The organism is Yersinia rochesterensis, from assembly GCF_003600645.1.
GTDB lineage: Bacteria > Pseudomonadota > Gammaproteobacteria > Enterobacterales > Enterobacteriaceae > Yersinia > Yersinia rochesterensis.
This window is the reverse complement of sequence record NZ_CP032482.1, coordinates 3,858,593-3,884,901: the sequence shown is the minus strand read 5'-3', so window position 1 is coordinate 3,884,901 and position 26,309 is coordinate 3,858,593. Positions and strand designations below refer to the sequence as shown.

Genomic DNA, 26,309 nt, shown 5'->3' with positions numbered 1-26,309 from the left:
GAAAAGGATAAACTGATGTTTCTAATCATTCTTTTTAAGTCGATTATTATCGGCGGATTGGTCGGTGTGGGGGTTGGTGTGGGGGCCGCCCGCATGTTCCATGCACCGACCATACAGGGAATGGGGGCGTTTCGTACCTTGGGCGAGTTGAACTCGTGTGAGGGTGATCCGGCTTCGCATTTCTCCTTTGGGTTAGGGTTCTTCTTCAACGCCTGGGCTTCTTCAGTGGCAGCAGGGGCTTTTACTCAAGACGTCGACCACCGCATTATTCCTAACTGGGGTGCCGCAGCATTGATGATTAAAAATCGCAATGTGGCGGAAACCATGCATAACCCGAAAAAAATGGCGATTGCCTGCGGGATTATCGGGGTTATTGTGGTCAGCTTTTTAAATACCACGGCATCGGCAGTTCCTGCGGCATTACAGGTCACGGCAATTAAAGTGCTGGTACCTGCGGCAAATATTCTGGTTAACACCGTGATGCCAGTTATTTTCTGGTTAGCGGCAATTGATGCTGGGCGTCGCTCTGGTTTCTGGGCCACTATTTTCGGCGGTTTGGCGCAGTTAATTATGGGCAACGCAGTACCGGGCCTGGTTCTGGGTATTTTAATTGGTAAAGGTGTTGAGGAAAGCGGCTGGAATAAAGTTACCAAAATCATGATGACAGTTATTGTGCTGTTATTCGTGCTCAGTGGTTTCTTCCGCGGATTCGATCTGAAATTCCTGGAATCATTCAGTCTGAGTGCTCCAGTATGGCTCGACACTATTCATAACGCATTAAGCGGAAAATAACACAGCGAGAGGAGCTTGATGATGGATGAACAAACCAAGAATAATTTCTGGTATGCCGACTGGTCATTTCCGATCTTTGTAGGATTATTATCCTCCGGTGTATTCGCGGGTACCCATATGTATTATTTATATGGGATCGGCGCATTTAACGAAGTGGCCTTTGTTTCAATGCTACGTGCGGGCATGGACACTGGTGTTTATGGTGCGGTTGCTGCATTTGGTGCCAGCTTCTTATTCGCCCGAATTATTGAAGGTTCGCTGGTCGGTATTTTGGATATCGGTGGAGCCATTCAAACGGGCGTTGGTCTGGGCGTGCCAGCATTATTACTGGGCGCTGGATTTGTCTTCCCAGTCGCTAATTTCGCTGCTTCTTTAGTGACGGGTTTGCTTATTGGTTTAGCTATCGGCTATCTGATTATTTTGGCACGTAAATTTACCATTAACCAAAGTAATTCGACTTACGGTGCTGATGTCATGATGGGCGCAGGTAATTCATCTGGCCGTTTCTTAGGGCCATTGATTATTTTATCCGCCATTACCGCCTCAATTCCAATTGGTATCGGTTCTTTAGGCGGCGCATTACTATTTTATCTGTGGAACAAACCTATTACCGGTGGCGCAATTTTGGGTGCCATGATTTTAGGGTCTATTTTCCCAGTCGCAATCTCTTAATCCACAGGGTAAATATTCCAATAACGGGATATTTACCCCGCCGCGACATCAAGTTAAGAAGGCTATAATGGAGAATAAAGATAATGTATGACTTTATTATCACTGGAGCAGTATTAGTTGATGGCCGTCAGGTTGATATCGCGATTAATAACGGCAAAATAATGGCCGTGGATACGGCTATTTCTGCAGTGCCAAATAATCAAACGGGGCTTTTAGCTAAACCGGCTAAAAAAGTATTGGATTTGGCCGGGAAATATTACCTCAGTGCTGGCTGGATTGATTCCCATGTCCACTGTTACCCCGCGTCACCTATTTATCATGATGAAGCCGATTTAGTCGGCGTTGCCAGTGGCGTCACCACGGTGGTGGATGCAGGCAGCACCGGCGCCAATAATGTAGATGATTTTTACCGCTTAACCCGCGCGGCCAAAACCCATGTTTATGCTTTTCTGAATATTGCGAAAACCGGCATTGTCACGCAAAACGAATTAGCCGATATGGCGCAGATTGATAAGCAAAGTGTCAGCCAGGCAATTGCCCGCAATCCCGGCTTTATTATTGGCATCAAAGCGCGCATGAGTAGCAGCGTAGTCGGTAAAAATGGCATCAAACCCTTGGTGCGCGCTAAAGAAATTCAGCAAGAAAACAACCAGTTGCCGCTGATGGTGCATATTGGCAATAACCCGCCGGATCTGGATGAAATTGCCGATTTACTGACTCAGGGCGACATTATTACCCATTGCTACAATGGCAAACCGAACCGAATTTTGACCCCTGCCGGTGCCTTACGTGAATCCATCCAGCGGGCGCTGAAGCGCGGCGTATTATTAGATGTGGGCCACGGTAGCGCCAGTTTCAGTTTTGATGTGGCCGAGCTTGCCATCAAGCAAGGAATTTACCCGCACACCATCAGTTCCGACATTTATTGCCGCAACCGCCTGAGCGGGCCAGTCCATAGTCTGGCGACCGTGATGTCCAAATTTTTCACTATCGGCTTGAGCCTTGAGCAAGTGATTCGCTGTGTGACAGAAAATGCCGCACAGGCCCTGCGCCTAACCCATAAAGGGGTGCTGGATACTGGCTATGACGCTGATTTCACTATTTTTGAGCTGAAACAACAGCCTCAGGTGTTCAGTGATTCAGAGGGTAAATCGGTAACCGGTGAGAAGTATCTGGTGCCACTGGCTGCGGTCGTCGCCGGTGACTTAGTATTAACTGATGAAGGGAAGTTAAAAGATGTCTTCAGTCTATGAAAAATACCAGTTAAAGCATGTGATTAATGCTTCTGGCCGCATGACGATGCTGGGTGTCTCAACGCCACGGCAGGATGTGGTTGAGGCCGTGGAGCTGGGTCTGAATCATTACTTTGTCATGAAAGATTTGGTGAATCAGACGGGCGCTTATATTGCGAGCTTACTGAATGTAGAAAGTGCGGTGGTGGTGTCTTGCGCTTCTGCCGGGATAGCCCAGTCGGTCGCCGCCGTGATTGTCAAAGACAATGCCAATTTACTGGTTAACTTACACGCCGCACCGCGCACTGTGCCCCATGAGATTGTTTTGCCCAAGGGCCACAATGTTAATTTTGGCGCGCCGGTTGATACCATGGTGACATTGGGCGGCGGCAAAGTGGTGGAAGCGGGTTATGCCAATGAGTGCTTGCCAGAACAACTGGAAGCGGCGATCACGCCGAATACGGCGGCGATCTTGTATATAAAATCCCATCATTGTGTGCAAAAAAGCATTTTGTCAGTTGAGCAGGCGGTGGTGATCGCGCGCAAGCATCAATTGCCATTAATTGTTGATGCCGCCGCAGAAGAAGATTTGCAGTGTTACTACCAAATGGGCGCTGATTTGGTGATTTATAGCGGTGCTAAAGCCATTGAAGGGCCGACCAGCGGCTTAGTGTTGGGCAAAAAAACCTATGTAGATTGGGTGAAATTGCAATCAAACGGCATTGGCCGGGCGATGAAAGTGGGTAAAGAGGGCATCCTTGGCTTGACCCGCGCGATTGAAAGCTACATGACGCTGGAGAAAGAAACTGGCCAGCAGATGATTGACAAAATGACGCCATTTATCAGCCAGTTAAATACTATTGATGGTGTCTCAGCCAAAGTGGTTTGGGATGCCGCGGGGCGTGATATTGCCCGCACTGAAATTAGCTTTGATGAAGCCAAAATTGGCCGTTCAACACCAGATTTGGTCGAGGCACTCAAAAATGGCGATATTGCCATTTACTTCCGCGCTTACAAAGCCAACGAAGGCAAGATTGAGGTGGATGTGCGCAGTGTGACGCCATCGCAGCTCGAGACGATTTACACCTGCATTAACCGCTTGGTTAAGGGAGCCTAACTGATGAAACTGACCCCAAACTATTACCGTGACCGCGTGTGTTTGAATGTGCTGGCCGGTTCTAAAGACAATGCGCGCGATATTTATCAGGCCGCTGAAGGCCATGTGCTGGTGGGCGTGTTATCGAAGAATTATCCGGATGTCGACAGCGCCGTCAAAGATATGCGCGAGTACGCGGCACTTATCGACAATGCGTTGTCGGTTGGGTTGGGTGCGGGTGACCCCAAACAGTCGGCGATGGTCAGCCAGATTTCACACCAAGTGCAGCCGCAGCATGTGAATCAAGTCTTTACTGGTGTCGGCCCAAGCCGCGCTTTACTGGGCCAGCAGGATACTGTAGTTAACGGCCTGATTTCCCCGACCGGCAAAGTAGGCTATGTGAAGATTTCCACCGGCCCGCTGAGTTCTCAGCAAAAGGACGCGATTGTTCCGGTCACCACCGCTATTGCCATGCTGAAAGATATGGGCGGCAGCTCGGTAAAATTCTTCCCGATGAATGGGCTGGATTCCATCGAAGAATACCGTTTTGTTGCCGAGGCTTGTGCGGCAACGGGATTCTGGCTGGAGCCAACCGGTGGTATTGACCTGGAGAATTTCGAACAAATTCTGCAAATCGCACTGGATGCTGGCGTGACAAAAGTCATTCCGCATATCTATAGCTCGATTATCGACAGCAAAACCGGCAATACCCGCCCGAACGATGTGAAAACCTTATTGAATATCGTCAAAAAAATCGTGCAGTAACCTTCTGATTTATTGGCATCAAGTTTGATAGAACATCAGTATCTACGGGGTAGCCAGCCGGGTGCCCTGACTGTGAAGTTGAATAGCTCCATACCATTCGATAGCCATTCCCTATGAGTAAGGATCCATATGCATAACAGCTCAACAGATTCTGGTTTAACTGGCCTGACCGGATTAAAAAGCCTGTCGGCGGGCATTGCTTTGGCGACGGTCGCGCTGTTTAATCCTCTGGCCCATGCCGAACAGAATGCCAATAAATCATTCGCTTACGTCGGAACCTATCACCCGAATGGGGAAGGAGTTTACCGGCTACAGGTTGATTCTAAAACCGGTGAATTAAGTGAGAAAACCTTGGTTAGCTCTCTGGCCAATCCGGCGCAACTGGTGGTGGATGCACAGGGCAAAACCTTATATGTTGCCAGTGAAGTGGCGGATTACAATGGCGGTAAACACGGCGCGATTGCAGCATACAGTATCAACCCGGTTGATGGCAGTTTGACATTGATTAATCAGGTTGATTCCCAGGGCGCGGGGCCGGTGTATCTCTCATTAACACCATCGGGCAGCCATTTATTGGTTGCCAATTATATTAGCGGCTCGGTGGCGGTGTTCCCGGTGCAAAATGGCGGTAAACTCGCAGAGGCCAGCTCAGTAGAGCAAGATGAAGGCCCGGCAGGCGCGGCGAAACCGGCAGCGGCGGTAGAAGGCAGCTTCGCCATCAGTGACCACAATGGCCCACATGCGCATATGATTGCCAGCTCGCCGAGTGGCAAATTTGTGTTCTCGACTGATCTGGGATTGGACAGGATTTATCAATACCAATTTGATGCGGATAATGGCAAGTTGATGCCGAACTCTCCGCCTTTTATCAGCGCCTCATCCACCGGTGCCGGCCCACGTCATTTTGTGTTCCATCCTAACGGTAAGACGCTATTCTTAATTAATGAAGAAGCCTCGACGCTGACCAGTTATCAGTTGGATACAGAAAAAGGCACTTTGAAACAGTTACATACGCATTCATCGTTACCGCCGGATTACCGTGGCACCAGTTTTGCGGCCGGTCTGACGCTCTCGAAAGACGGTAAATTCCTGTATGTTGCCAACCGGCTGCATAACAGTATCGGCCAGTTTGCTGTGACGGCGGACGGTGAATTTAAGCCGGTGGAAGAGGTTTGGACGCGAGGTGATTATCCGCGCACGCTGGTGCTCGACTCTGCTGGCCACTACCTATACGCCATGAATCAACGCAGCGATAACATAACCCGCTTTAAAGTTGACCCACAAAGTGGCAAATTGACCTTTGTACCCGGCTATACCGCCGTCGGCAGTCCATCACAAATGGTGTTTGTGCCGCCAGCAGAGAAAAAATAATGTGAGGTATGCGCCCCCTGCGGCCATGCTGTCAGGGGGACAGCTAATATTCTGAATAACGGAGTGGAGCAGTGAGATTTCCCTATCAACGTCTGGCCTATATGTTCGATGCATTGCAATCGGAAACGCTGCCTCAAGAGGAGTTGGCGAAACGCTTTGCGGTCTCGACACGCACTGTGCGGGCGGATATTACGGCGTTGAATGAGGTTCTTGAGCATTATGGTGCGCACTTTATTCATAACCGTGGCTTTGGTTATCGGCTGATGATTGATGATGCTGAGCGCTTCCGTGCTTTACAGCAGCAAAATCGTAAGATGCATTTGACGCCGCGCACTGCCAGTGAGCGAGTGCATTATCTGTTAATCCGTTTTTTGACCTCTGCTTTTTCATTGAAGCTAGAGGATTTAGCCGATGAATGGTTTGTCAGCCGTGGCACCTTGCAAAATGATATGGCTGAGGTGAGAGAAAGGCTAAACCGCTACCACCTGACGATTGAAACTAAACCTCGCTATGGCATGAAACTGTTCGGAACGGAGCTGGCTATTCGCACCTGTTTGACAGATTTATTGTTTCAGTTACAACTGCAAGATGCTGATAACCCATTATTAAATACTGATTATCTCAGTATCCAAACGCTGCCTGAGCTGACGGGGTTGCTGCATGAGTTACTGGCACAATACGCGGTGCGGTTAACGGATGAGGGCGAGCAATACCTGATTTTCTACTGTGCGGTGGCGATAAAACGCATCACCGACGGCTACCCATTATCTGATTTTGATGCTGAAGATGTTGATGAGGCGGTCAAATTGGCTTCTGGCCGTTTGGCAAATCAGCTCAAGCTCTTATCCGGTAAAGATATTTCAGCGGCGGAAGAAGCTTATTTGCGGGTGAACATTGCCGCCCGCCGGGTACAGACCAGCCAGCCCAGCACTAGCCGCCCCAGTGAAATCAATGCCGATGACGAAGAAACGCTGGTGGATTATATCCTCTCGTATATCAATGCTCACTATAACTACAATTTGCAGGGCGATAAGCAGCTGCGCAGTGACCTGCTTACCCATATCAAAACTATGATTACGCGGGTGAAATATCAGATTACTATTCCTAACCCACTGTTATCCAATATTAAACAGCATTATCCCATGGCCTATGATGTCACTCTGGCGGCAGTTTCCAGTTGGGGGAAATATACGCCTTACAGCTTAAGTGAGAATGAAATCGGCTATTTGGTCTTGCACATCGGGGTGGGGCTGGAGCGCCATTACAACATTGGTTATCAGCGCCATCCGCAGGTCATGTTGGTGTGTGACACTGGGAATTCCACCACTCGGATGATTCAGGCGCAAATTTCCCGTAAGTACCCGCAGATTGTGATGACTCAGACTATTTCCCTGCGTGATTACGACAATCTCGACCATATCGACGAAGATTTTATTATTTCCAATTCGCGATTAGCAGAGAAAAACAAGCCGGTGGTGGTGATGTCGCCGTTCCCAACAGAATATCAATTAGAGCAACTCGGTAAACTGGTCTTAGTCGACCGCACCCGACCTTATATGCTGGAAAAATTCTTTGATAACAATCACTTTATGATTATTGACCAACCGATGACCCAGGAGCAGTTGTTCAAAAAAGTCTGTGGTCAGTTGGAAGAAGAAGGATTTGTTGATGCGGATTTTTACCCCTCAGTAGTCGAGCGGGAGGCGATAGTCTCCACTATGCTGGGTGAGGGGATTGCACTGCCACATTCACTGGGCTTATTAGCCAAGAAAACCGTGGTGGTCACTTTGTTGGCTCCTGAGGGGATTTCTTGGGGGGATGGCGAAGTTGCTCATGTGATTTTCTTGCTGGCTATCAGTAAAACTGATTATGAAGAAGCGATGGCCATTTATGACCTGTTTGTCACTTTTGTGCGCGAGCGCTCCATGAGCCGTTTATTGAGTAGCCAGCATTTTGATAGTTTTAAGGCCATCGCGATTGATTGTTTGAGTCGAATTTAGGTTGATAATTGTTCAGTGATCTGATTCGGTTGACATAAGATTGGCGGCGGCTTCACCTCAGCTACCTCAACCGCCAAAGGGGTCACAAGCGCGTGACCCCTTATGGAATCCCCGCGCTTGCGCACGTATCGCTAGCCCACTTTGTGGGTGGCCCTCGACTCATCGTTTCGCTGACGGACCGGGCCGATTCACTCCTGTTCAAGCGGCCCTCGCTCGGCGTCCATGCCTCGCGTCCTACCTCCACTTTTCACTCGGCTGCTCAAATGTGCTTTTAACATCAAAACCTAAAAACAGGGTTTTGAATTGGTTTTTGATGTTAAGCGCAATCAGAGATATTGCCGACAAGGATGGAGGGTAGAGTGAGCGGGCATGGATGCCCGCGAAAAGCGCGCTTGAGCATGGATGCGAATCGCGCTGGCTCGTTAGCCCGGAAGACGCTGGAGGTTTACCCGCAGGGCAATATTTCGCGCAAGCCGCAGGTGAAGGAGGGGCGGCCTGCCCTCCTTCTCGGTTGAGGCGGCGAAGATAAGTAGATCACTAAACCATTATCAACCGAAACAATGCTCCGATACCTAACAGCCGAATCGGATCTTCCTCCAAATTTGAAATAAAAATCAAATCACTGCCAGCCATATCTCCGCACAAACCAGCCTTTCACTAGCTGTGTCGTCACCATATAACCGGTCAAAATCAAAATTAGCCATGGGAAGTATGACAGTGGCAGCGCCTGTAATTGCAGGAATCCGGCCAGTGGTGAGAAAGTCAGTCCGATACCGACCACCACCACTGCCAATGTCATCAAACACAGTGGCCATGAGGCGCGGCTCTGAATAAACGGGATTTTACGGGTGCGAATCATATGCACAATTAAGGTCTGGGACAGCAGCCCCTCGACGAACCAGCCGGACTGGAACAATGTCTGCATTTCAGGGGTGTTTGCTTTAAATACCCACCACATCAGGCTGAAGGTCAAAACGTCAAAGATTGAACTTATCGGCCCAAAGAACACCATAAATCGCCCTAAATCGCCGGCGTTCCAGCGCTGCGGTTTGGTCAGTTGCTCTTCGTCGACATTATCGAATGGAATGGCAATCTGGGAAATATCATACATCAGGTTTTGGATCAGCAAATGCAGCGGCAACATCGGCAAGAAAGGTAAGAATGCACTGGCAATCAGTACGCTGAAAACATTACCGAAGTTGGAGCTGGCCGTCATTTTGATGTATTTCAGCATGTTGGCAAAAGTACGGCGGCCCTCGATCACCCCCTGTTCCAGCACCATCAAGCTCTTTTCCAGCAAAATAATATCAGCCGCTTCTTTGGCAATATCCACCGCAGAATCTACTGAAATCCCGATATCTGCTGCCCGCAGTGCCGGGGCATCATTGATTCCATCCCCCATAAATCCCACCACATGGCCCGCATTTCGTAGGTTTTGCACGATGCGCTCTTTATGCATTGGTGTCAGTTTGGCGAACAGGGTGGTGGTGCGGGTCGCTTCGGCCAGTTCTGCTTCGCTCATCTGCTCGATATCACTGCCGCGCAAGACTTGATCGACAGACAGCCCGACGTCTTTACACACTTTACGCGCCACTAACTCGTTGTCGCCAGTCAGAATTTTGACGTTGACGCCGCTGTTTTTCAACGCCAGTAAAGCGGGCGCAGTGCTTTCTTTTGGCGGATCGAGGAAGGCGATATATCCTTCAAGAATCAGGTCATACTCGTCGATAACTGCATAATCTCGTTGATATGCTGGCAAAATCCGTGTCGCGACGGCCACCACTCGCAGCCCTTGCTGGTTCTGTTCATCAGTGATGCGGCGAATGCGCGCCAGCAGTGCGTCAGTCAATGGGATAACGTCATCCCCTTGGCGGACATGGCGGCAAATAGACAGCATTTCTTCCAATGCGCCTTTGCAGATTAGCTCGTGATAATCCGATTTGTCCTTGACCACCACGGACATGCGGCGGCGCTCAAAATCAAATGGAATTTCATCGATTTTGCGGTAACCCGCCAGTGTGTCGGCAGATTGAGATTCTGCGGTGGCGGAATCCCTCATGGATGAAAGTACCGCTACATCCAGTAGGTTTTTTAGCCCGGTTTGATAGTAACTATTGAGCCAGACATAGCGCAGTACCCGCTCACAATTGGCGCCAAACACGTCGGTGTGGCTCTCCAGCACAATCTTATCTTGGGTCAAAGTACCGGTCTTATCAGTGCACAAAACATCCATTGCACCAAAGTTTTGGATAGCATCCAGCCGTTTGACGATAACTTTCTGTTTTGACAGCTTCACCGCCCCTTTTGCCAATGTCGATGTGACGATCATTGGCAGCATTTCTGGGGTCAAACCCACGGCGACCGAGAGGGCAAACAGCGCGGCCTCCCACCAGTCACCTTTAGTAAACCCATTGATCAGCAACACAATTGGCGTCATAACCAACATAAAGCGGATCAACAACCAACTGACTTTACTGATGCCGCTTTGGAAAGCATTGGGTTGCTCATCCTGATGAGTTACGCGCTCAGCCAGTAAGCCAAAATAAGTTTGGTTACCGGTGCCGATGACGATGGCGAGCGCAGAGCCACTCACCACATTGGTGCCCATAAAGCACAGGGTATCCCGCTCCAATGGGTTCTGCTCATCACATTCACGGCATTGCGCGACTTTCTCAACCGGCAGGGATTCTCCCGTCAGGGCGGCCTGGCTGATAAACAGGTCTTTTGCCACCAGAATACGGAGATCCGCCGGGATCATGTCGCCGGCAGACAGTTTGATAATATCGCCCGGCACTAACTGGGAAATAGGTAGCTCGCGATGTTCACTTTTTCCAGTATGAGCATCACTGCGCAGCACCGTGGCGGTATTGCTGACCATGGCTTTCAGGGTATCTGCTGCGCGGTTAGAGCGGGCTTCCTGAATAAAATGCATCAGGGTAGAAATCAATACCATGGCACCAATCACCAGTGCGGCGGTGAGATCTTCCGTGGCGTAAGAAATCAGAGCCAGAATGGTCAATAGTAAGTTAAAAGGATTGCGATAACAGTGCCATAGATGAACCCACCAAGGGGTAGCTTGCTGATTTTCAATCAGATTACTGCCACTGTTTAGGCGAATGGCCTCGGCTTCCTGCTCAGTCAACCCCTCGGGGTGACTCTGAAAACGTTGATAAAGTTGCTGGGGCGTTTCATTGGCACACTGCAAACGCTGTAGAGTCAGGTCTGCCGGAATATGGGCCGCACTTCCCGCAGAAAGCCCGTCTAGCATGGTTTCCCGGCGGATCAGGCGGCGGGGCAGGTTACGGCTCAATATATTGAGCAATTGCCGAGTGAAATTTTTAACTTGCATGGTTCAAACCTTACTGTCACGCCCTGAAGTTTTTATTGAATGAACTTCAGGCTGTACCCACGGCAAATCTGCCGTAGAAAGGGCAAAATATCATCAGCAGAAACCAACGCAGGGGGGAGATGCGCAGTGACTGCCTATCGGATTGTTATTATCCAATAAGGCAACCACGTCAGACGGAGGATGACCTTATCGGTACACCCAAAGGGTGCAGATCGAGGGAGCAGGGTCCACTGGGTAATTAACCTCCGGCGAGTGAAGAATCGTTTTGCTTAAGTTTTAGCACTCAAACAGCTATACAAGCAGTAAACAGAATGACTCTTGTTGGTATGGAAAAATGTTGGTATGGCAAAATGTTGCCACGACAAAAATTACCCTGACGGAAATTTCATCCGTTAAGGTAATAATATGTTGCCAGTCATGGAGATATCATGCGCTGAGTCTGATTCTGTGCATGGTATGCTTCCCACTGTTCTGCTAAATATAAATAATACGGCAGCTATCAGTAATAAGTTTATTATATGTATTCAAACCTAAACATTAGGTAAACCATGCAAAACCGTTTGACCATTAAGGACATTGCCCGCATGAGTGGAGTTGGAAAATCCACGGTTTCGCGGGTCTTGAATAATGAAAGCAGTGTCAGCCCACAGACTCGCGAGCGGGTCGAGGCGGTTATTCGTCAGCAGGGATTTACCCCATCGAAATCGGCCCGCGCGATGCGGGGTCAGAGTGATAAAGTGGTGGGGATTATTGTCTCGCGTCTGGATTCCCCGTCTGAGAATCAGGCGGTGCGCACCATGCTGCCGCTGTTCTACCAGCAAGGTTACGACCCTATCTTGATGGAAAGCCAGTTTGACCCCAATTTGGTCAGCGAGCATTTGCATGTTTTACAACAGCGCTATGTCGATGGTGTCATTCTTTTTGGTTTCACCGGCTTAACCGCAGAAATGCTCGCGCCATGGCAGGAAAAAATGGTGGTATTGGCGCGAGAATATGCCGGTTTTTCTTCGGTTTGTTATGACGACGAAGGTGCGGTGCGTCTCTTGATGGATAAACTACGTCAGGCCGGACATCGCCATATCAGTTATATCGGGGTGCAGCCCTCGGATGCCACTACCGGTATGCGCCGTCACCAATCCTATCTCGATTACTGCCAGCAATATGGCCTGACCCCGATTGTCGCGTTGGGTGAATTGAGCTATCAGAGTGGCTTTCTGCTCGCGCCTCAAGTCATAAAACCGGATACCTCCGCGCTAGTTTGTGCCTCTGATACCATAGCCATGGGGGTTAGTAAGTATTTGCAGCAGCAAGGGCAGCAAAATATCCAGGTTTGTGGCATCGGGAATACCCCGCTGTTGAGCTTTTTGTTTCCTAATAGCCTGTCAGTTGAGCTGGGTTACGGTAGCGCCGGTGTGAAAGCGGCATCGCAACTGCTTGATCAACTTAATAATAATCAACCCATTCAACAAATTATCATTCCCGGTCAATTAGCTTGATACTTCTTTTCCCATCGTGATGCTCTCTGCCATTTAATCTTGAGGGGCATTTCTGGCGCGGGTAGATTCTTGACGAAAAATCACACAAAAAATTATCAAATTGTGATCTTGAACCCAAGTTGGGAACGTTCCCATTTCATAAAAATAAATACCTAGCTAATCTTTAATTAGCTGAATATATAATCAGCCTATTATTTTTGTGACCGACGTTTATTTTTAATTTGTTTTTTTGTTCAAGACAGAATGGACAGATTTTTTTAAAAAAAACTTACAATTCAATACGCTATCTCACCTTTACGAAAGGTATGTTGAAATGAGCAAAGTAAAACAACAAGACATCGATCAATTGATCGTACTGGTGGGAGGCAGAGAAAATATTGCCACCGTCAGCCATTGCATTACCCGGTTACGTTTTGTGCTAAATGATCCTGCGAAAGCCTTTCCGAAAGAAATAGAAAAACTGTCTATGGTCAAAGGCTGCTTTACCAATGCCGGGCAATTTCAAGTGGTTATCGGGCCGGAAGTCGATGATTACTACCAAGCGCTGATTGCTAAAATTGGCCAGAATGAAGTAGATAAAGAACAAACCAAGCTGGCTGCGCGGCAGAATATGACCTGGTTTGAGCGCGGTATTTCTCACTTTGCCGAGATTTTCTTCCCCCTGTTACCTGCATTGATCAGCGGCGGCTTGATCCTCGGTTTCCGTAATGTGATCGGCGACATCCCGATGTCCGAGGGCAAAACGCTGGCGCAGATGTACCCAGCGTGGCAAACCATTTACGACTTCCTTTGGTTGCTGGGCGAAGCCATCTTCTTCTACCTGCCAGTGGCTATCTGTTGGTCAACTGTGAAGAAAATGGGCGGTACACCAGTCTTGGGGATTGTACTGGGGATTACGTTGGTTTCTCCGCAGTTAATGAATTCCTATCAACTAGGGCAACAAATTCCTGAAGTTTGGGACTTCGGCTGGTTCACCATCCAAAAAGTGGGCTATCAAGCGCAGGTTATCCCCTCTATTCTGGCTGGTTTAGCTCTGGGCTGGATTGAAACCAATCTGAAAAAAATTATTCCCGCTTATCTCTACTTAGTTATCGTGCCGGTAGTGTCCTTGTTGCTGGCCGTGTTCCTTGCTCATACTTTGATTGGGCCATTTGGCCGCATGATTGGTGATGGTGTGGCATGGATTGTGAAAATGGTGATGACCGGCAGTTTTGCTCCTATTGGTGCCGCACTGTTTGGTTTCCTGTATGCGCCACTGGTGATTACCGGTATACATCAGACCACGTTAGCCATTGATATGCAGATGATTCAGAGTATGGGTGGCACACCCGTTTGGCCATTGATTGCCTTGTCTAATATTGCGCAGGCTTCTGCGGTATTGGGCATTATCATCATCAGTCGTAAGATCAATGAGCGCGAAATTTCTGTCCCAGCGGCGATTTCCGCCTATCTCGGTGTGACTGAACCCGCCATGTACGGTATTAATTTGAAATACCGTTTCCCGATGCTGTGCGCCATGATTGGTTCTGGACTGGCGGGCCTGATTTGTGGGCTAACCGGGGTGACGGCCAATGGTATTGGCGTCGGTGGGTTGCCGGGTATTTTGTCCATCAAACCACAGTTCTGGGCGATTTATAGTTTGGCAATGTTAGTGGCGGTTGTGGTGCCGTTGATTCTGACCATTTTGGTTTATAAACGCAAAGACAGTCGCGGCGAATTGCCGGTCTGAATCCTGAACCTCCGCCAGGGATTATTCTCTGGCGGAATTATATTCAGGTGAAGCTATTTCCTAGTGAACTTAATTTCTCAATTTTTTCGGTTTTTTCTACAAATAAGAGTCTGTTATGAATAATCCTATCCCTTGGTGGCAAAACGGCGTCATTTATCAGATTTACCCGAAGAGTTTTCAGGACAGTACCGGTAATGGCTACGGCGACTTGGCAGGGGTGACGCAACGGCTGGATTATCTGCAAAAGCTGGGGATTGATGCCATCTGGCTGACGCCAGTTTATGTCTCGCCACAAGTGGATAATGGCTATGACGTTGCGGATTATTGCGCCATTGATCCGGCTTACGGCACCTTGGATGACTTCAAAACGCTGGTGGAACAAGCCCATCAACGGGGCATTCGTATCGTGATGGACATGGTATTCAACCATACGTCCACTGAACATGCTTGGTTTAAAGCATCGCAAGACCGCAACAGCCCTTACCGCCAGTTTTATATTTGGCGCGATGGAGAGGGCGACAATTTGCCCAATAACTGGCGCTCTAAATTTGGCGGTAATGCCTGGCAATGGCACGCGGCCAGTGGTCAGTATTATCTGCATTTATTTGCCACCGAACAGGCTGATCTCAACTGGGAACACCAACCAGTCCGCGACGAACTGAAAAAAGTGTGTGAGTTTTGGGCTGATATTGGCGTAGATGGTTTGCGTCTGGATGTGATTAATTTGGTATCCAAACAGCAAGACTTCCCCGATGACTTTGAAGGCGATGGCCGCCGTTTCTATACTGATGGCCCGCGTATCCACGAATTTTTACAAGAAATGAGCCGCGATGTGTTTCAGCCACGTGACCTGATGACAGTAGGGGAGATGTCTTCCACCCGCCTTGAGCATTGCCAGCGCTATGCCGCATTGGGCGGTGACGAATTGTCGATGACCTTTAATTTCCATCATTTGAAAGTGGATTATCTCAAGGGTGAGAAATGGTCGCTGATGTCGCCGGATCGTGTCGAACTTAAACAGATTTTTAACCAGTGGCAGCAAGGGATGCATAACCGCGCGTGGAATGCGCTGTTCTGGTGTAATCACGACCAACCGCGCATTGTGTCGCGTTTTGGTGATGAGGGTGCGCTGCGTTTGCCTGCCGCCAAGATGCTGGCGATGGTGCTGCACGGTATGCAGGGCACGCCCTATATTTATCAAGGCGAAGAGATTGGGATGACCAATCCAAACTTCAGCTCGATTGATCAATATCGTGATGTTGAAAGCCTGAATATGTTTGCTGAATTAAGTGCCAAAGGCCGTGAGCCTGACGAATTATTGGCAATCTTGGCGACCAAATCCCGCGATAATGGCCGCACTCCCATGCAATGGGATAGTCGCCCTAATGCCGGATTCAGCCAAGGGACGCCGTGGATCGAGCCTTGCAGTAATTACACCAATATTAACGTCGAAACTGCGTTGGCAGATGCCGATTCGGTATTTTATGCCTATCAATATCTAATAGCTCTGCGCAAGCAGCACGATGTGTTCACTTTTGGTGATTATCAGGATCTTTCCCCACAACACCCTGATTTATGGTGTTATTTACGGAATTGGCGAGGTAAGAAATTGCTGGTGGTCGCGAATCTGAGTAGTGAATCACGGCAATGGCAGCCGGAGGGCATCGAGCTGGATGGTAACTGGCAATTGTTGATGAGCAGCTATGGCGAAAGCGCTTTTCAGCCGCAGGAGATGGAATTGCGGGCCTATGAAGGGATTTATTGGGTTAGAGAAGATTGATACCCGTCATACTTCAAGCTGCATATGTGTTGGCTGCCTTCGCTCCCCCGGGTCATTGATTGGCGGAAACTCAAATTATTTAGGGTATATACCCATGTAAATGGTAGGTATATACCCATGCAAACGGCGGGTATTCACCCGCTGTGACGCAATGACATCAGAATTAACGACGTACCGCGATAGCTTCGATTTCGATTTTCACATCTTTCGGCAGACGGGCCACTTCGACACATGAGCGCGCAGGGAATGGCGCATTGTGCTCGGCGAAGAAAGCTTCGTAAGTGGCGTTAACTGTGCTGAAATCATTCAAATCTTTAACGAATACCGTGGTTTTCACGATATCGGCGACTTTTAGGCCAGCAGCTTCAACAATGGCTTTCACATTTTCCAGTGATTGACGCGCTTGAGCTGAAACGTCATCGGCTACCAGACCGGTTTTCGGATCAACTGGGATCTGGCCGGAAGTGATGATCATGCTGCCCAGATCGACACCTTGAACATAAGGGCCAATGGCGGCAGGGGCGAGTTCAGTGCTGATAATGCGTGACATGGTGACTCCTGGTTATCAAATATCATAATTAATTATCCCCATCATTATAAAGATGGGGCGAATTACAGCAACCCGCTTGCGGCTAATCTGCTTGTAATACCACTTGGTGATCAAACTCTTTCTCGCAATATTTGCATTTAAGGTGAATTTCACCCTGCTTGGCTTTCACTTTAAAGCTGGAGTCGACTGGCTCATTGTGGCTGATACAGTTGCTATTAGGGCAGGTGAGTACACCGTCGATATGCTCCGGTAGACTAAGCGTCAGCTTTTTGACCACTTCATAATTATCAATGCGGTTGACGGTAGCATCCGGCGCATACATCGCTAATTGGTTGGCTTGTTGCTCTGTCAGGAAGGTATTTTCTATTTTAATCAAATCCTTACGACCTGAACGCTTAGAAGGTAAGTTCAACCCGATGGTAATGCGCTGGTCAGTCGCAGTCAGTTTGAACAGCGACAGCAATTTAAACCCGATTTGCGCCGGAATATGGTCAATCACGGTGCCGCATTTAATTGCCTCAACCTGTAGTTTGTAATCCTGAGTCATGTTCAATCCCCCTTAAAGAGCCAAATCTGCGTTGAGTACCAGCGCCAACAGCGCCTGACGTGCAAAAATCCCGTTACCTGCTTGTTGGAAATAGTAGGCGTAAGGGGTTTTATCAACATCGGTGGTAATTTCATCAATACGTGGCAGCGGGTGTAGCACTTTGAGATTATCTCGCGCACCATTCAAATCAGCCGCACGTAGGACAAACTGTGCTTTGACGTTGGCGTATTCTGACGGGTCAAGGCGCTCTTTTTGTACGCGGGTCATATAGAGAATATCCAGCTCTGGCACCACTTCTTCAATGCTTTCGTGCAAGCTATATTCAATACCTTTTTCTTCCAACATTTCAAGAAGATAAGCTGGCATTGCCAGTGCATCCGGGGCGATAAAGAAGAAGCGATTGCCATCGAATTTAGCCAGCGCTTGCGTCAGCGAGTGCACGGTACGGCCATATTTTAGGTCGCCGACCATGGCAATATTGATGTTATCCAGCCGACCTTGGGTTTCCTGAATTGTGAATAAATCGAGCAGTGTTTGGGTTGGGTGCTGGTTGGCTCCGTCACCGGCATTGACCACCGGCACATGGCCAGAGAATTGGGCGGCAAGGCGCGCAGCCCCTTCTTGCGGATGGCGCATGACAATGGCATCGACATAGGTGCTGATGACTGACATGGTGTCAGCCAGCGTCTCGCCTTTCTTACCCAGCGAAGTGTTGCTGCTATCCGAAAAACCGACAACGGATGCGCCAAGGCGGTGAATAGAGGTTTCAAATGACAAACGGGTGCGGGTTGAGGCTTCGAAAAAGCAACTGGCGATCACTTTGTGTTTTAACAACTCAGGTTGCGGATGGCTTTTTAGACTGGCGGCAGTGCGTAATACCAGTTCCAGCTCCTCGCGACATAAGTCGTTAATTGAGATTATATGCTTGTGATACAATGGGTTGACCATTTCGCTCTCCTCTGTGACCCGTCATGCTTCAAGCTGCATGTGCGTTGGCTGCTTTCGCTCATCCCAGTTACTTACTGGTCGTTGACCTTAAAATCAGTAGACTCTTGGGGATTTGCTCAGTTGCCGCCTTCCTGCAACTCGAATTATTTAGGGTATATATTTTAATTGGTGATAATGCTTAATTTGGTGCCGATCGGCAGACAAAAAAAAGCCCCTCAATGAGGGGCCTTTCAGGATCGGTTTAGCAACGGGAGAAAGAACGGCAGTTGGCTGCCTGCTGGCAGTCTATTTTGTCGGCCATCAATAGGGCCATTTTCAACAAAACGACGATGTTTAGCAAAATCCAAGCAGCTTTTCATCATATCTCCCGGCAAATTGTGGCGAATTATACTCGCGTGGGATTTCTCTGCAAGGGGGAAAAGCCGCATTTTTTATGATTAGCAAACGATTACCCAGTACATTTTGATATTCAAATATCTTAAGTTGGGTAATGTTTGTTTAGATGTGATTTGTTCAGTGACTGGTTTGGTTGTTGACGCTGCGGATCATCTTTCGGTTGATAGTCGTTCAGTTATTACCTTACCTCAGCGGCCTCAACCGAGCAGGAGGGCAGGCCGGCCCTCCTGCACCTGCGGCTTGCGCGAAATATTACTGCTTTCGCAGTCTCCTCCGGCAGCCGCTGGCCTTATCGAGCCAGCGCGAGCCGTGCTTGAGCAGGAGGCGAATCACGGCGGTCCGTCAGCCGAAACGATGAGTGAGGGAACCCACGCAGTGGGCAGGCGATACGTGCAAAAGCGCGGGATTCCACAAGGGGGCCGCTGCCCCCTTTGGCGGTTGGTTCATCGGAGATTAAGTAGGCAATGAAGTTCTAACAACCGAACCGGATCACAAATCGAATATCAACTGAACCGCAAAATAAAAACTTAATCTTCATCAAATCCAGAATTAAATAACTCAATCACTGCCGCCAAAGCCTGTATCTCATCAGGCCCGGTCGCCTCAACCTCAATTTGGCGGCCTTTGGCGGAATCGAGCATCAGCAGTGCAATAACACTGCTGGCTTCGGCTTCGGTCCCACTGTCATTGCGTAACATCACTTCTGCATCAAAACTTTGGACCAGTTCGAACAATTTCATTGCGGGTCTGGCATGCATCCCCAACTTGTTTTTGATCTCAACTGTCTGTTTGACGGTCATTATTTACGCTTTTCCAGAGTACGATGACGTGATTGGACATTCTTCCCGCGAGCGCGGAAGTAATCGGCCAGTTGTTCCGCAACGTAGACTGAACGGTGCTTACCGCCAGTACACCCAATGGCAACCGTCAGATAACTGCGGTTATTGGTTTCCAGCATCGGCAACCACAGTTCCAGATAGCTGCGGGTCTGATAAATAAAGTTGTGCACTTCTGTATGGCGATCGAGGAAAGAAGCTACCGGCTTATCCAAACCTGTCATGGGGCGTAATTTCGGGTCCCAGTGCGGGTTTGGCAGGAAGCGTACGTCGAAGACATAATCTGCATCAATGGGAAGGCCGTGTTTAAAGCCGAAAGACTCAAACACCATGGTCAGCTCACGCTCACGTTTACCCAGTAGACGGGTGCGCAGCATCTCAGCCAACTCATGCACTGACATTTCAGAAGTATCAATAATCAAGTCGGCCCGTGAGCGCAAAGGCTCTAACAGGTCGCTTTCTTCATCAATAGCACTTTCTAATGACAGATTTTTGGTCGACAGCGGATGTAACCGACGGGTGTCACTATAGCGACGAATCAAGGTATTGCGATCAGCATCCAAAAACAGCAACTGCGGTGAAAAGCTGTCCGGCAGTTGGGTCATGGCATGTTCAAATACCTCAGGAGATTCAGGCATATTGCGCACGTCTATGCTCACTGCGGCAGAGATGTTCCTATCGGCGAGTGTACTCGCCAATTGCGGCAGCAGAACCACAGGCAAGTTATCGACGCAGTAGAAACCCATATCTTCCAATGCGCGCAAAGCAACAGACTTCCCTGAACCGGAACGGCCGCTGACAATCATCAGCACCATGTGAGTGACTCCCTCTATAGAACCCTATATTCCCGGCCACGCAAGCCGGGCATAGCGAATAAAACGGATGTTTCCCAGTGAATTACGCTGTTTCTGGCGGTAATTCAGTCATGATTTGATAAAGCTCATCATCACTTTGCGCCGCCCGTAAACGACGACACACTGTTTTATCAGCTAATCGTTTGGCTACTAAAGACAAAGTGTGTAAGTGAGTTTTACATTGATCTGCTGGAACCAACAAGGCAAATAATAGATCAACCGGTTGATTATCAATAGCATCGAAAGCAATAGGTTGGTCCAAGCGGATAAATACACCTACAGCGCGCAGTGTATCTTCCTCCAGCTTGCCATGAGGGATCGCGATACCACTACCAATACCTGTACTGCCCATGCGTTCGCGGGTTAACACAGCATCGAAAACGATCTGTGACGGCAGGTTCAGCTGTTTGGCAGCTAACTCGCTGATAATTTCCAAAGCCCGTTTTTTACTTGAGCAATGTACGGAGCTTTTGGTGCACTCGATATTTAATACCGAGCTTAATTGCAATGCTGGATCGTTGATCATCTCATCTTTCACTTAAGCGCTGTTTTACGCCTGATGCCAGCGGAATATTCTTCTCTGCTGGCATCAGGTTGTGTAGCGAGTGTAGAACCTTTGCTGTGTACCGTCATACTTCAAGCTGCATGTGCTTTCCTGCAATTCGAATTATTTAAGGTAGATAACAGCAACAAGGGCCCCTAATGTTGTTTTAGCTTATCTTTATGTTTGTTCAACTGGCGAGCCAGTTTATCAACCAAAATATCAATTGCGGCGTACATATCCTCCTGCTCTGAGCTTGCGTGCAACTCACCCCCATTCACATGCACCGTTGCTTCTGCAATTTGTTTTACTTTTTCGACACTTAAAACCACATACACTTGGTTAATGCGATCAAAATATTGCTCTAGTTTGGCAAATTTAGTGGTAACAAACTCGCGTAATGCTTCGGTTATTTCGACATGATGTCCGGTAATATTGAGTTGCATAGTGTCTTCCTTCTCAGTTCAGGTCAAACCAACTGTTTCCGCTGGTTTGACGGCGGGATGGATAACGACTCTCGGTACTTCGCGACAGTACGCCGCGCCACCATAATGCCTTGTTCGCATAATAGCGTGGTCAGCTTACTGTCACTCAGTGGTTTGGCAGGATTTTCTGCCGCAACCAATTTTTTCACCAGTGCACGGATTGCAGTGGAAGAAGCTTCCCCCCCGCTTTCGGTATTGACGTGACTGGAGAAGAAATACTTCAGCTCGAAAATACCCCGAGGACTGTGCAGGAATTTCTGCGTGGTCACACGGGAAATTGTCGACTCATGCATATCCACGGCTTGGGCTATGTCTGCCAGTACCATGGGTTTCATAAATTCAGGCCCATTCTCAAAAAAGGCCACTTGCTGCTCTACGATGCAGCGCGCCACTTTTAACAGCGTCTCATTGCGGCTTTCAAGGCTTTTTATCAACCATTTTGCTTCTTGCAGATTGCTACGGATAAACTGCCCATCACTGTCATTACGGGTGCTGTTGCCCATTGCCGCGTACTGTTGGTTGATTTTCAGGCGTGGAATGCTATCGGCATTCAGCTCTACCGTCCAGTGTCCTTTGTCTTTACGCACCAGAACGTCCGGTATGACATACTCAGATTCCCCGGTATTGATGGACTGGCCAGGGCGCGGGTCCAGTGATTGAATCAGAGCAATGGCTTCTTTCAGTGTATCTTCTTTTAGCCGACTTAAACGGATCATCGTGCGGAAATCATGGTTGCCTAGCAAATCCAGATAATCACTAATAACCAAGCGCGCTTCGGCCAGATAAGGCGTGTCTTTAGCATATTGCGACAACTGCACCAATAGGCATTCCCGCAAGTTTCGCGCCGCGACACCAATGGGATCAAAGTGTTGTATCCGCTTAAGCACCGCCTCAACTTCATCCAACCCGACGTTTTCATCTCCCATACTTTCCAGAATGTCTTCCAGTGGCACAGTAAGATAACCGGTTTCATCAACCGCATCGACGATAGAAGTCGCAATCGCAGCATCAGTTTCAGAAAAGGGGGTCAAGTCCACTTGCCACATTAAATAGTCTTGTAGCGTTTGGGTGGTTTCCCCTTGATAGACCGGTAGCTCGTCGTCACTGTAATCATTACCCATACCGGATGGTGTGCCTGCGGTGTAAATTTCATCCCAGGTCGCATCCAGTGGTAACTCTTCCGGCATATCTTTTTGTTCCAGCGCTTCGCGGGTATCAAGCGCTTCACTGTCTACCGTTTCTTTTGCATCTATCTCTTCGTGAAGATCGGTTTGCTCAAGCAGGGGGTTACTCTCCAGCGCTAACTGAATCTCCTGCTGGAGCTCTAGCGTAGAAAGCTGCAACAGGCGAATAGCCTGCTGTAGCTGCGGAGTCATTGCCAGTTGTTGGCTGAACTTGAGTTGCAAACCTTGCTTCATAATGCAGTATCAATTTTCCTGGTGGCTAACAAAATCATCAACAGCGTTTCAGAATGAGAAAATTAAAGACGGAACTCTTCACCCAAATAAACACGTTTCACTTGTTCGTCAGCCAAAATTTCCTGTGGTGTTCCGTGAGCGATTAAACGCCCTTGGCTTACAATATAAGCCCGCTCACAAACGTCGAGTGTCTCGCGCACGTTATGGTCGGTAATCAGGACACCGAGGCCACTGTCGCGCAGGTGCTCAATTATTTTTTTGATATCAATAACAGAAATCGGGTCAACCCCAGCAAACGGCTCATCCAGCAGAATAAATTTAGGATTAGCTGCCAGCGCACGGGCGATTTCAACCCGGCGACGTTCACCGCCAGAAAGTGATTGGCCCAGACTGTCACGTAAATGAGTAATATGGAACTCTTCCATTAACTCATCAGCCCGCTCCTGGCGTTGCTCAGATGAGAGGTCTTTACGGATTTCCAGCACCGCCATTAGATTATTAAAGACACTCAGGCGGCGGAAGATTGAAGCTTCTTGCGGTAAGTAGCCAATTCCGCGCAGGGCGCGTTCATGCAGAGGCAAGAGGCTGATATCTTCGTCATCAATCACAATACGCCCGGCGTCACGCTGAACAATGCCGACGACCATATAAAAAGTGGTGGTCTTACCGGCACCGTTCGGCCCAAGTAAACCGACAATCTCACCGGACTTTACTTTCAAGCTGACGTCTTCGACCACTTTACGGCCTTTGTATGCCTTAGCCAGTTTTTCTGCGATTAATGTTGCCATAAATGATTAGTTACTCTTCTTTTGGCCTGAAGCTGCTGGCCCTTTATCTTGTAATTGGGACGGTAATAGCACGGTGGTGACGCGCTTGCCTTTATCACTGAAGGCTTCCATCTGCTGTTTTTTCACCAAATAAGTGATGCGATCACCTTTGATATTGCTATCAAGCTGCTCCAGATAGGCATCACCGGTCAACACGACAAAATCGTTAGCGACTTCGTAACGCAGTTTCTGTCCATGGCCTTTCACGGGCTTACCACTGTCTTGCATCTGATAGAAAGTGACCGGATTACCAAAACCTTCAATGACCATTTTGCTCTGATCACCACCCGGGCGGGTAACCACCACTTTATCAGCTTTAATCTCAATGGTGCCTTGCTTGATAATCACATTATCAGTAAATGTGATGGTATTCGCTGCCATATCTAGCGCTTGTTTGGCTGAGTCAACCTTGACGGGCTGCTCAGTATCACCCGTTAAAGCCAATGCTGGCAGACTGGCGGCCAAAAGTGAGCTGGCAAGCAAAAAATGACGAATTTTATTTTTGGATTTCATAAGAGGTTTTAACCTTTTCAATCAGCTCGGCGGTTTTATCCCGCAAGTTGCCACGCATTTTCATGCCGTTAGAGGTAAATCCAACACCAAAGAGGGTCACTTCATCATCAGAGGAGACATCCTGAGTGATCAAATTAACTTGGGCGTTATCAGTTTTAATTTTTTGTAACTGTGCGTCTGGGGTTAGGCTATCAACCTCAACATGACCATACAAATAAAGCATCTTATCATTGGTCAGCTTGGCACGGTCCGCACGTACTGACCACGTGGCGACGGCATTCTCATCAAACATTGTCATCACTGGCCGGGTAAACCAGGTGAGCTCTTGTTCGCTGAAATTCTGGACTTCTTCCGCCACCAGTTTATAACTCAACTGCCCAACTGGATTAAAAACCACGGTAACAGTATGTTGGCTTTGCGATGAGGGTTCCTGATCATTCGCCACATTTTGTCTACCTTGTTGATTAAAACCGGAAAAATTCCAGCCAATCAAAGCTAAGGCAATCAGTGCTAAGGATATTGTTATCCATAGTCTTGTTTTACTCATATCGACAATCCTTTAGCACCTTCGAGTTTACCTTGGGCTAATAATATCAAATCACATAACTCGCGTACTGCACCGCGCCCGCCCTTGATTTGCGTGACATAATCCGCTTTGGGAATGAGTAATGGATGGGCATCCGCCACGGCGACAGATAAGCCCACTTGCGCCATTACGGGCCAATCAATCAAATCATCACCAATATAAGCAACGTGCTCAGGCAGACATTTTAATGCGGCCAATAACTCATTATAGGCAACCAGCTTATCAGATTGCCCTTGATAAAGGTGGGTAATGCCTAAGGTGTTGGCACGGTCTTCCAGTAATTTAGCATTGCGGCCAGTGATAATTGCCACCTCAATACCCGAGGTTATCAGGCAGCGGATACCATAGCCATCCCGCACATTGAAAGCTTTCAGCTCTTCTCCCTGATTACCCATGTAAATCAGGCCATCGGACATGACACCATCAACATCACAGATCAATAAGCGAATGTTGGCTGCACGTTCCATAACGTTGCTAGCGACTGGGCCATAGCATGTGTCCAGATATACTGTGCTATCCATAATTTACCTTTTATTAAACAACACCGGCTCTCAGCATGTCATGCATATGCACCACACCCAGTAATTGGTCACCATCGGCCACTAATACCGCAGTAATATGACGTGATTCCATCAGGTTGAGCACATCTACTGCCAACAGGTTTGGACGCACCCGAATACCGCCTTTGGTCATCACATCCGCGATTTTCGCGTTATTTAAGTCAATGCCCATATCGAATACCCGGCGCAAATCCCCATCGGTAAAGATACCTTTAATCATCATCAAATCGTCACAGATTACGGTTAAACCCAGATTTTTCCGAGTAATCTCCAGTAATGCATCGCGTAATGAAGCATCAGGGCTGACGTGAGGAATCTCCGCACCGGTGTGCATAATATCGCTGATCCGCAATAATAATTTGCGCCCTAGTGCGCCGCCCGGATGGGAGAGAGCAAAATCTTCCTGAGTGAAGCCCCGCGCCTGCAGCAAAGCCACCGCGAGGGCATCACCCATCACTAATGTGGCGGTGGTGCTGGTGGTCGGGGCCAGCCCCAGTGGGCAAGCTTCTTGCGGCACCTTGATACACAAGTGAATGTCAGCCGCTTTGCCCATGGTGCTTTCTGGGTTGCTGCTCATGCAAATAAGCTGGATTTTCTGGCGTTTGAGGACGGGGATCAACGCCAGAATTTCGTTGGACTCCCCTGAGTTGGAGATGGCGAGCACGATATCTTGCGGCGTGATCATCCCCAAATCGCCATGACTGGCCTCGCCGGGATGGACAAAAAATGATGGGGTGCCGGTGCTGGCGAAAGTCGCAGCAATTTTGCACCCAATATGGCCAGATTTACCCATCCCCATAACGACCACTTTACCGTGGCAGTTAAATATAGCCTCGCAAGCTCGGGAAAAATCGTCATTAATGTATTGATCGAGTTGCGCCAATCCTTCGCGCTCAATCTGTAATACTTGTTTACCCGCCTGTTGAAAATCAACTTTTGGCTGCAAATCAGAAAAAGACATTCTTG

General features: G+C 48.6%; 24 protein-coding genes. 10 read left to right on the top strand and 14 right to left on the bottom strand.

The annotated features are described in order from the left end of the window. The first annotated feature begins 15 nt into the window (after positions 1 to 15). From DXZ79_RS18040 to DXZ79_RS18010, 7 genes are all read left to right on the top strand, one after another. The gene (locus DXZ79_RS18040; RefSeq protein WP_004392358.1) at positions 16 to 792 is read left to right on the top strand and encodes a DUF4311 domain-containing protein; all 777 of its coding nucleotides are present in this window, start codon (positions 16 to 18) and stop codon (positions 790 to 792) included. Between the two features lie 21 nt (positions 793 to 813). Next, a complete protein-coding gene (locus DXZ79_RS18035) occupies positions 814 to 1,464 on the top strand; it encodes a DUF4310 family protein (RefSeq protein WP_038638691.1) in 651 nt (216 codons plus the stop codon). Between the two features lie 83 nt (positions 1,465 to 1,547). Further along, complete coding sequence (locus DXZ79_RS18030; protein ID WP_038638693.1) at positions 1,548 to 2,717, top strand: amidohydrolase/deacetylase family metallohydrolase; 1,170 nt, start codon at positions 1,548 to 1,550, stop codon at positions 2,715 to 2,717. After that, on the top strand, positions 2,701 to 3,813 hold the full coding sequence (locus tag DXZ79_RS18025) for a DgaE family pyridoxal phosphate-dependent ammonia lyase (protein ID WP_038638696.1): 1,113 nt from the start codon (positions 2,701 to 2,703) through the stop codon (positions 3,811 to 3,813). Before DXZ79_RS18030 ends, DXZ79_RS18025 begins: the two co-directional genes overlap by 17 nt. 3 nt (positions 3,814 to 3,816) lie before the next feature. Next, entirely contained in the window at positions 3,817 to 4,557 is a 741-nt protein-coding gene (dagF, locus tag DXZ79_RS18020) for a 2-dehydro-3-deoxy-phosphogluconate aldolase (RefSeq protein WP_120011520.1), read from the top strand. A 129-nt stretch (positions 4,558 to 4,686) separates the two neighbouring features. Further along, positions 4,687 to 5,928 (top strand): lactonase family protein, encoded by a 1,242-nt coding sequence (locus tag DXZ79_RS18015; protein ID WP_120011519.1) that lies wholly within the window; start codon positions 4,687 to 4,689, stop codon positions 5,926 to 5,928. A gap of 71 nt (positions 5,929 to 5,999) precedes the next feature. Further along, positions 6,000 to 7,928, top strand: coding sequence for a BglG family transcription antiterminator (locus tag DXZ79_RS18010; RefSeq protein ID WP_120011518.1), 1,929 nt, complete (start codon positions 6,000 to 6,002; stop codon positions 7,926 to 7,928). A gap of 619 nt (positions 7,929 to 8,547) precedes the next feature. Here the strand turns inward: DXZ79_RS18010 and mgtA are convergent. Then, entirely contained in the window at positions 8,548 to 11,277 is a 2,730-nt protein-coding gene (gene mgtA, locus DXZ79_RS18000; protein ID WP_038638705.1) for a magnesium-translocating P-type ATPase, read from the bottom strand. A gap of 548 nt (positions 11,278 to 11,825) precedes the next feature. Here mgtA and treR point away from each other — a divergent pair. The 3 genes from treR (at position 11,826) to treC (ending at position 16,282) form a co-directional block, all read left to right on the top strand. Then, positions 11,826 to 12,773 carry a trehalose operon repressor TreR gene (treR, locus tag DXZ79_RS17995; RefSeq protein ID WP_038638708.1) on the top strand — a complete coding sequence of 316 codons (948 nt, stop codon included), beginning with the start codon at positions 11,826 to 11,828 and terminating at the stop codon, positions 12,771 to 12,773. Between the two features lie 313 nt (positions 12,774 to 13,086). After that, positions 13,087 to 14,502, top strand: a complete 1,416-nt coding sequence (gene treB, locus DXZ79_RS17990) for a PTS trehalose transporter subunit IIBC (protein ID WP_038638711.1) — start codon at positions 13,087 to 13,089, stop codon at positions 14,500 to 14,502. 115 nt (positions 14,503 to 14,617) lie between these two features. Beyond that, positions 14,618 to 16,282, top strand: a complete 1,665-nt coding sequence (treC, locus tag DXZ79_RS17985) for an alpha,alpha-phosphotrehalase (RefSeq protein WP_038638714.1) — start codon at positions 14,618 to 14,620, stop codon at positions 16,280 to 16,282. Positions 16,283 to 16,445: 163 nt separating this feature from the next. Here treC and ridA read toward each other — a convergent pair whose 3' ends face one another. The 13 genes from ridA to kdsD form a co-directional block, all read right to left on the bottom strand. Next, on the bottom strand, positions 16,446 to 16,832 hold the full coding sequence (gene ridA / locus DXZ79_RS17980) for a 2-iminobutanoate/2-iminopropanoate deaminase (RefSeq protein WP_004392344.1): 387 nt from the start codon (positions 16,830 to 16,832) through the stop codon (positions 16,446 to 16,448). A gap of 82 nt (positions 16,833 to 16,914) precedes the next feature. After that, positions 16,915 to 17,379, bottom strand: coding sequence for an aspartate carbamoyltransferase regulatory subunit (pyrI, locus tag DXZ79_RS17975; RefSeq protein ID WP_004392342.1), 465 nt, complete (start codon positions 17,377 to 17,379; stop codon positions 16,915 to 16,917). Positions 17,380 to 17,391: 12 nt separating this feature from the next. Then, the gene (gene pyrB, locus DXZ79_RS17970; protein ID WP_032820756.1) at positions 17,392 to 18,327 is read right to left on the bottom strand and encodes an aspartate carbamoyltransferase; all 936 of its coding nucleotides are present in this window, start codon (positions 18,325 to 18,327) and stop codon (positions 17,392 to 17,394) included. Positions 18,328 to 19,250: 923 nt separating this feature from the next. Next, the gene (gene npr / locus DXZ79_RS17960) at positions 19,251 to 19,523 is read right to left on the bottom strand and encodes a PTS phosphocarrier protein NPr (protein ID WP_005162489.1); all 273 of its coding nucleotides are present in this window, start codon (positions 19,521 to 19,523) and stop codon (positions 19,251 to 19,253) included. Continuing rightward, positions 19,523 to 20,374: an RNase adapter RapZ gene (rapZ, locus tag DXZ79_RS17955; RefSeq protein ID WP_004392034.1), complete on the bottom strand. Its 852-nt coding sequence runs from the start codon at positions 20,372 to 20,374 to the stop codon at positions 19,523 to 19,525. Before rapZ ends, npr begins: the two co-directional genes overlap by 1 nt. A gap of 82 nt (positions 20,375 to 20,456) precedes the next feature. Next, the gene (gene ptsN, locus DXZ79_RS17950; protein WP_032820610.1) at positions 20,457 to 20,939 is read right to left on the bottom strand and encodes a PTS IIA-like nitrogen regulatory protein PtsN; all 483 of its coding nucleotides are present in this window, start codon (positions 20,937 to 20,939) and stop codon (positions 20,457 to 20,459) included. A 173-nt stretch (positions 20,940 to 21,112) separates the two neighbouring features. Beyond that, positions 21,113 to 21,400 (bottom strand): ribosome hibernation promoting factor, encoded by a 288-nt coding sequence (gene hpf / locus DXZ79_RS17945; RefSeq protein WP_004392031.1) that lies wholly within the window; start codon positions 21,398 to 21,400, stop codon positions 21,113 to 21,115. A gap of 23 nt (positions 21,401 to 21,423) precedes the next feature. Continuing rightward, positions 21,424 to 22,857: an RNA polymerase factor sigma-54 gene (rpoN, locus tag DXZ79_RS17940; protein WP_038638720.1), complete on the bottom strand. Its 1,434-nt coding sequence runs from the start codon at positions 22,855 to 22,857 to the stop codon at positions 21,424 to 21,426. Positions 22,858 to 22,919: 62 nt separating this feature from the next. Beyond that, entirely contained in the window at positions 22,920 to 23,645 is a 726-nt protein-coding gene (lptB, locus tag DXZ79_RS17935) for an LPS export ABC transporter ATP-binding protein (RefSeq protein ID WP_038638724.1), read from the bottom strand. 6 nt (positions 23,646 to 23,651) lie between these two features. After that, positions 23,652 to 24,197: a lipopolysaccharide ABC transporter substrate-binding protein LptA gene (lptA, locus tag DXZ79_RS17930; protein WP_038638727.1), complete on the bottom strand. Its 546-nt coding sequence runs from the start codon at positions 24,195 to 24,197 to the stop codon at positions 23,652 to 23,654. Then, on the bottom strand, positions 24,181 to 24,744 hold the full coding sequence (gene lptC / locus DXZ79_RS17925; protein ID WP_038638730.1) for an LPS export ABC transporter periplasmic protein LptC: 564 nt from the start codon (positions 24,742 to 24,744) through the stop codon (positions 24,181 to 24,183). The genes lptA and lptC overlap by 17 nt, the downstream gene beginning before the upstream one ends. Continuing rightward, positions 24,741 to 25,304, bottom strand: a complete 564-nt coding sequence (gene kdsC, locus DXZ79_RS17920; protein ID WP_038638733.1) for a 3-deoxy-manno-octulosonate-8-phosphatase KdsC — start codon at positions 25,302 to 25,304, stop codon at positions 24,741 to 24,743. Before kdsC ends, lptC begins: the two co-directional genes overlap by 4 nt. Positions 25,305 to 25,317: 13 nt before the next feature. Further along, entirely contained in the window at positions 25,318 to 26,304 is a 987-nt protein-coding gene (gene kdsD / locus DXZ79_RS17915) for an arabinose-5-phosphate isomerase KdsD (protein ID WP_038638736.1), read from the bottom strand. Between the last annotated feature and the right edge of the window lie 5 nt (positions 26,305 to 26,309).

Excerpts from the sequence above, each read along its gene's own strand:
- DXZ79_RS18040 (WP_004392358.1), top strand. The coding sequence starts at position 16 with ATGTTTCTAATCATTCTTTTTAAGTCGATTATTATCGGCGGATTGGTC.
- DXZ79_RS18035 (WP_038638691.1), top strand. The coding sequence starts at position 814 with ATGGATGAACAAACCAAGAATAATTTCTGGTATGCCGACTGGTCATTT.
- DXZ79_RS18030 (WP_038638693.1), top strand. The coding sequence starts at position 1,548 with ATGTATGACTTTATTATCACTGGAGCAGTATTAGTTGATGGCCGTCAG.
- DXZ79_RS18025 (WP_038638696.1), top strand. The coding sequence starts at position 2,701 with ATGTCTTCAGTCTATGAAAAATACCAGTTAAAGCATGTGATTAATGCT.
- dagF (WP_120011520.1), top strand. The coding sequence starts at position 3,817 with ATGAAACTGACCCCAAACTATTACCGTGACCGCGTGTGTTTGAATGTG.
- DXZ79_RS18015 (WP_120011519.1), top strand. The coding sequence starts at position 4,687 with ATGCATAACAGCTCAACAGATTCTGGTTTAACTGGCCTGACCGGATTA.
- mgtA (WP_038638705.1), bottom strand. The coding sequence starts at position 11,277 with ATGCAAGTTAAAAATTTCACTCGGCAATTGCTCAATATATTGAGCCGT.
- treR (WP_038638708.1), top strand. The coding sequence starts at position 11,826 with ATGCAAAACCGTTTGACCATTAAGGACATTGCCCGCATGAGTGGAGTT.
- treB (WP_038638711.1), top strand. The coding sequence starts at position 13,087 with ATGAGCAAAGTAAAACAACAAGACATCGATCAATTGATCGTACTGGTG.
- treC (WP_038638714.1), top strand. The coding sequence starts at position 14,618 with ATGAATAATCCTATCCCTTGGTGGCAAAACGGCGTCATTTATCAGATT.
- ridA (WP_004392344.1), bottom strand. The coding sequence starts at position 16,832 with ATGTCACGCATTATCAGCACTGAACTCGCCCCTGCCGCCATTGGCCCT.
- pyrI (WP_004392342.1), bottom strand. The coding sequence starts at position 17,379 with ATGACTCAGGATTACAAACTACAGGTTGAGGCAATTAAATGCGGCACC.
- pyrB (WP_032820756.1), bottom strand. The coding sequence starts at position 18,327 with ATGGTCAACCCATTGTATCACAAGCATATAATCTCAATTAACGACTTA.
- npr (WP_005162489.1), bottom strand. The coding sequence starts at position 19,523 with ATGACCGTCAAACAGACAGTTGAGATCAAAAACAAGTTGGGGATGCAT.
- rapZ (WP_004392034.1), bottom strand. The coding sequence starts at position 20,374 with ATGGTGCTGATGATTGTCAGCGGCCGTTCCGGTTCAGGGAAGTCTGTT.
- ptsN (WP_032820610.1), bottom strand. The coding sequence starts at position 20,939 with ATGATCAACGATCCAGCATTGCAATTAAGCTCGGTATTAAATATCGAG.
- hpf (WP_004392031.1), bottom strand. The coding sequence starts at position 21,400 with ATGCAACTCAATATTACCGGACATCATGTCGAAATAACCGAAGCATTA.
- rpoN (WP_038638720.1), bottom strand. The coding sequence starts at position 22,857 with ATGAAGCAAGGTTTGCAACTCAAGTTCAGCCAACAACTGGCAATGACT.
- lptB (WP_038638724.1), bottom strand. The coding sequence starts at position 23,645 with ATGGCAACATTAATCGCAGAAAAACTGGCTAAGGCATACAAAGGCCGT.
- lptA (WP_038638727.1), bottom strand. The coding sequence starts at position 24,197 with ATGAAATCCAAAAATAAAATTCGTCATTTTTTGCTTGCCAGCTCACTT.
- lptC (WP_038638730.1), bottom strand. The coding sequence starts at position 24,744 with ATGAGTAAAACAAGACTATGGATAACAATATCCTTAGCACTGATTGCC.
- kdsC (WP_038638733.1), bottom strand. The coding sequence starts at position 25,304 with ATGGATAGCACAGTATATCTGGACACATGCTATGGCCCAGTCGCTAGC.
- kdsD (WP_038638736.1), bottom strand. The coding sequence starts at position 26,304 with ATGTCTTTTTCTGATTTGCAGCCAAAAGTTGATTTTCAACAGGCGGGT.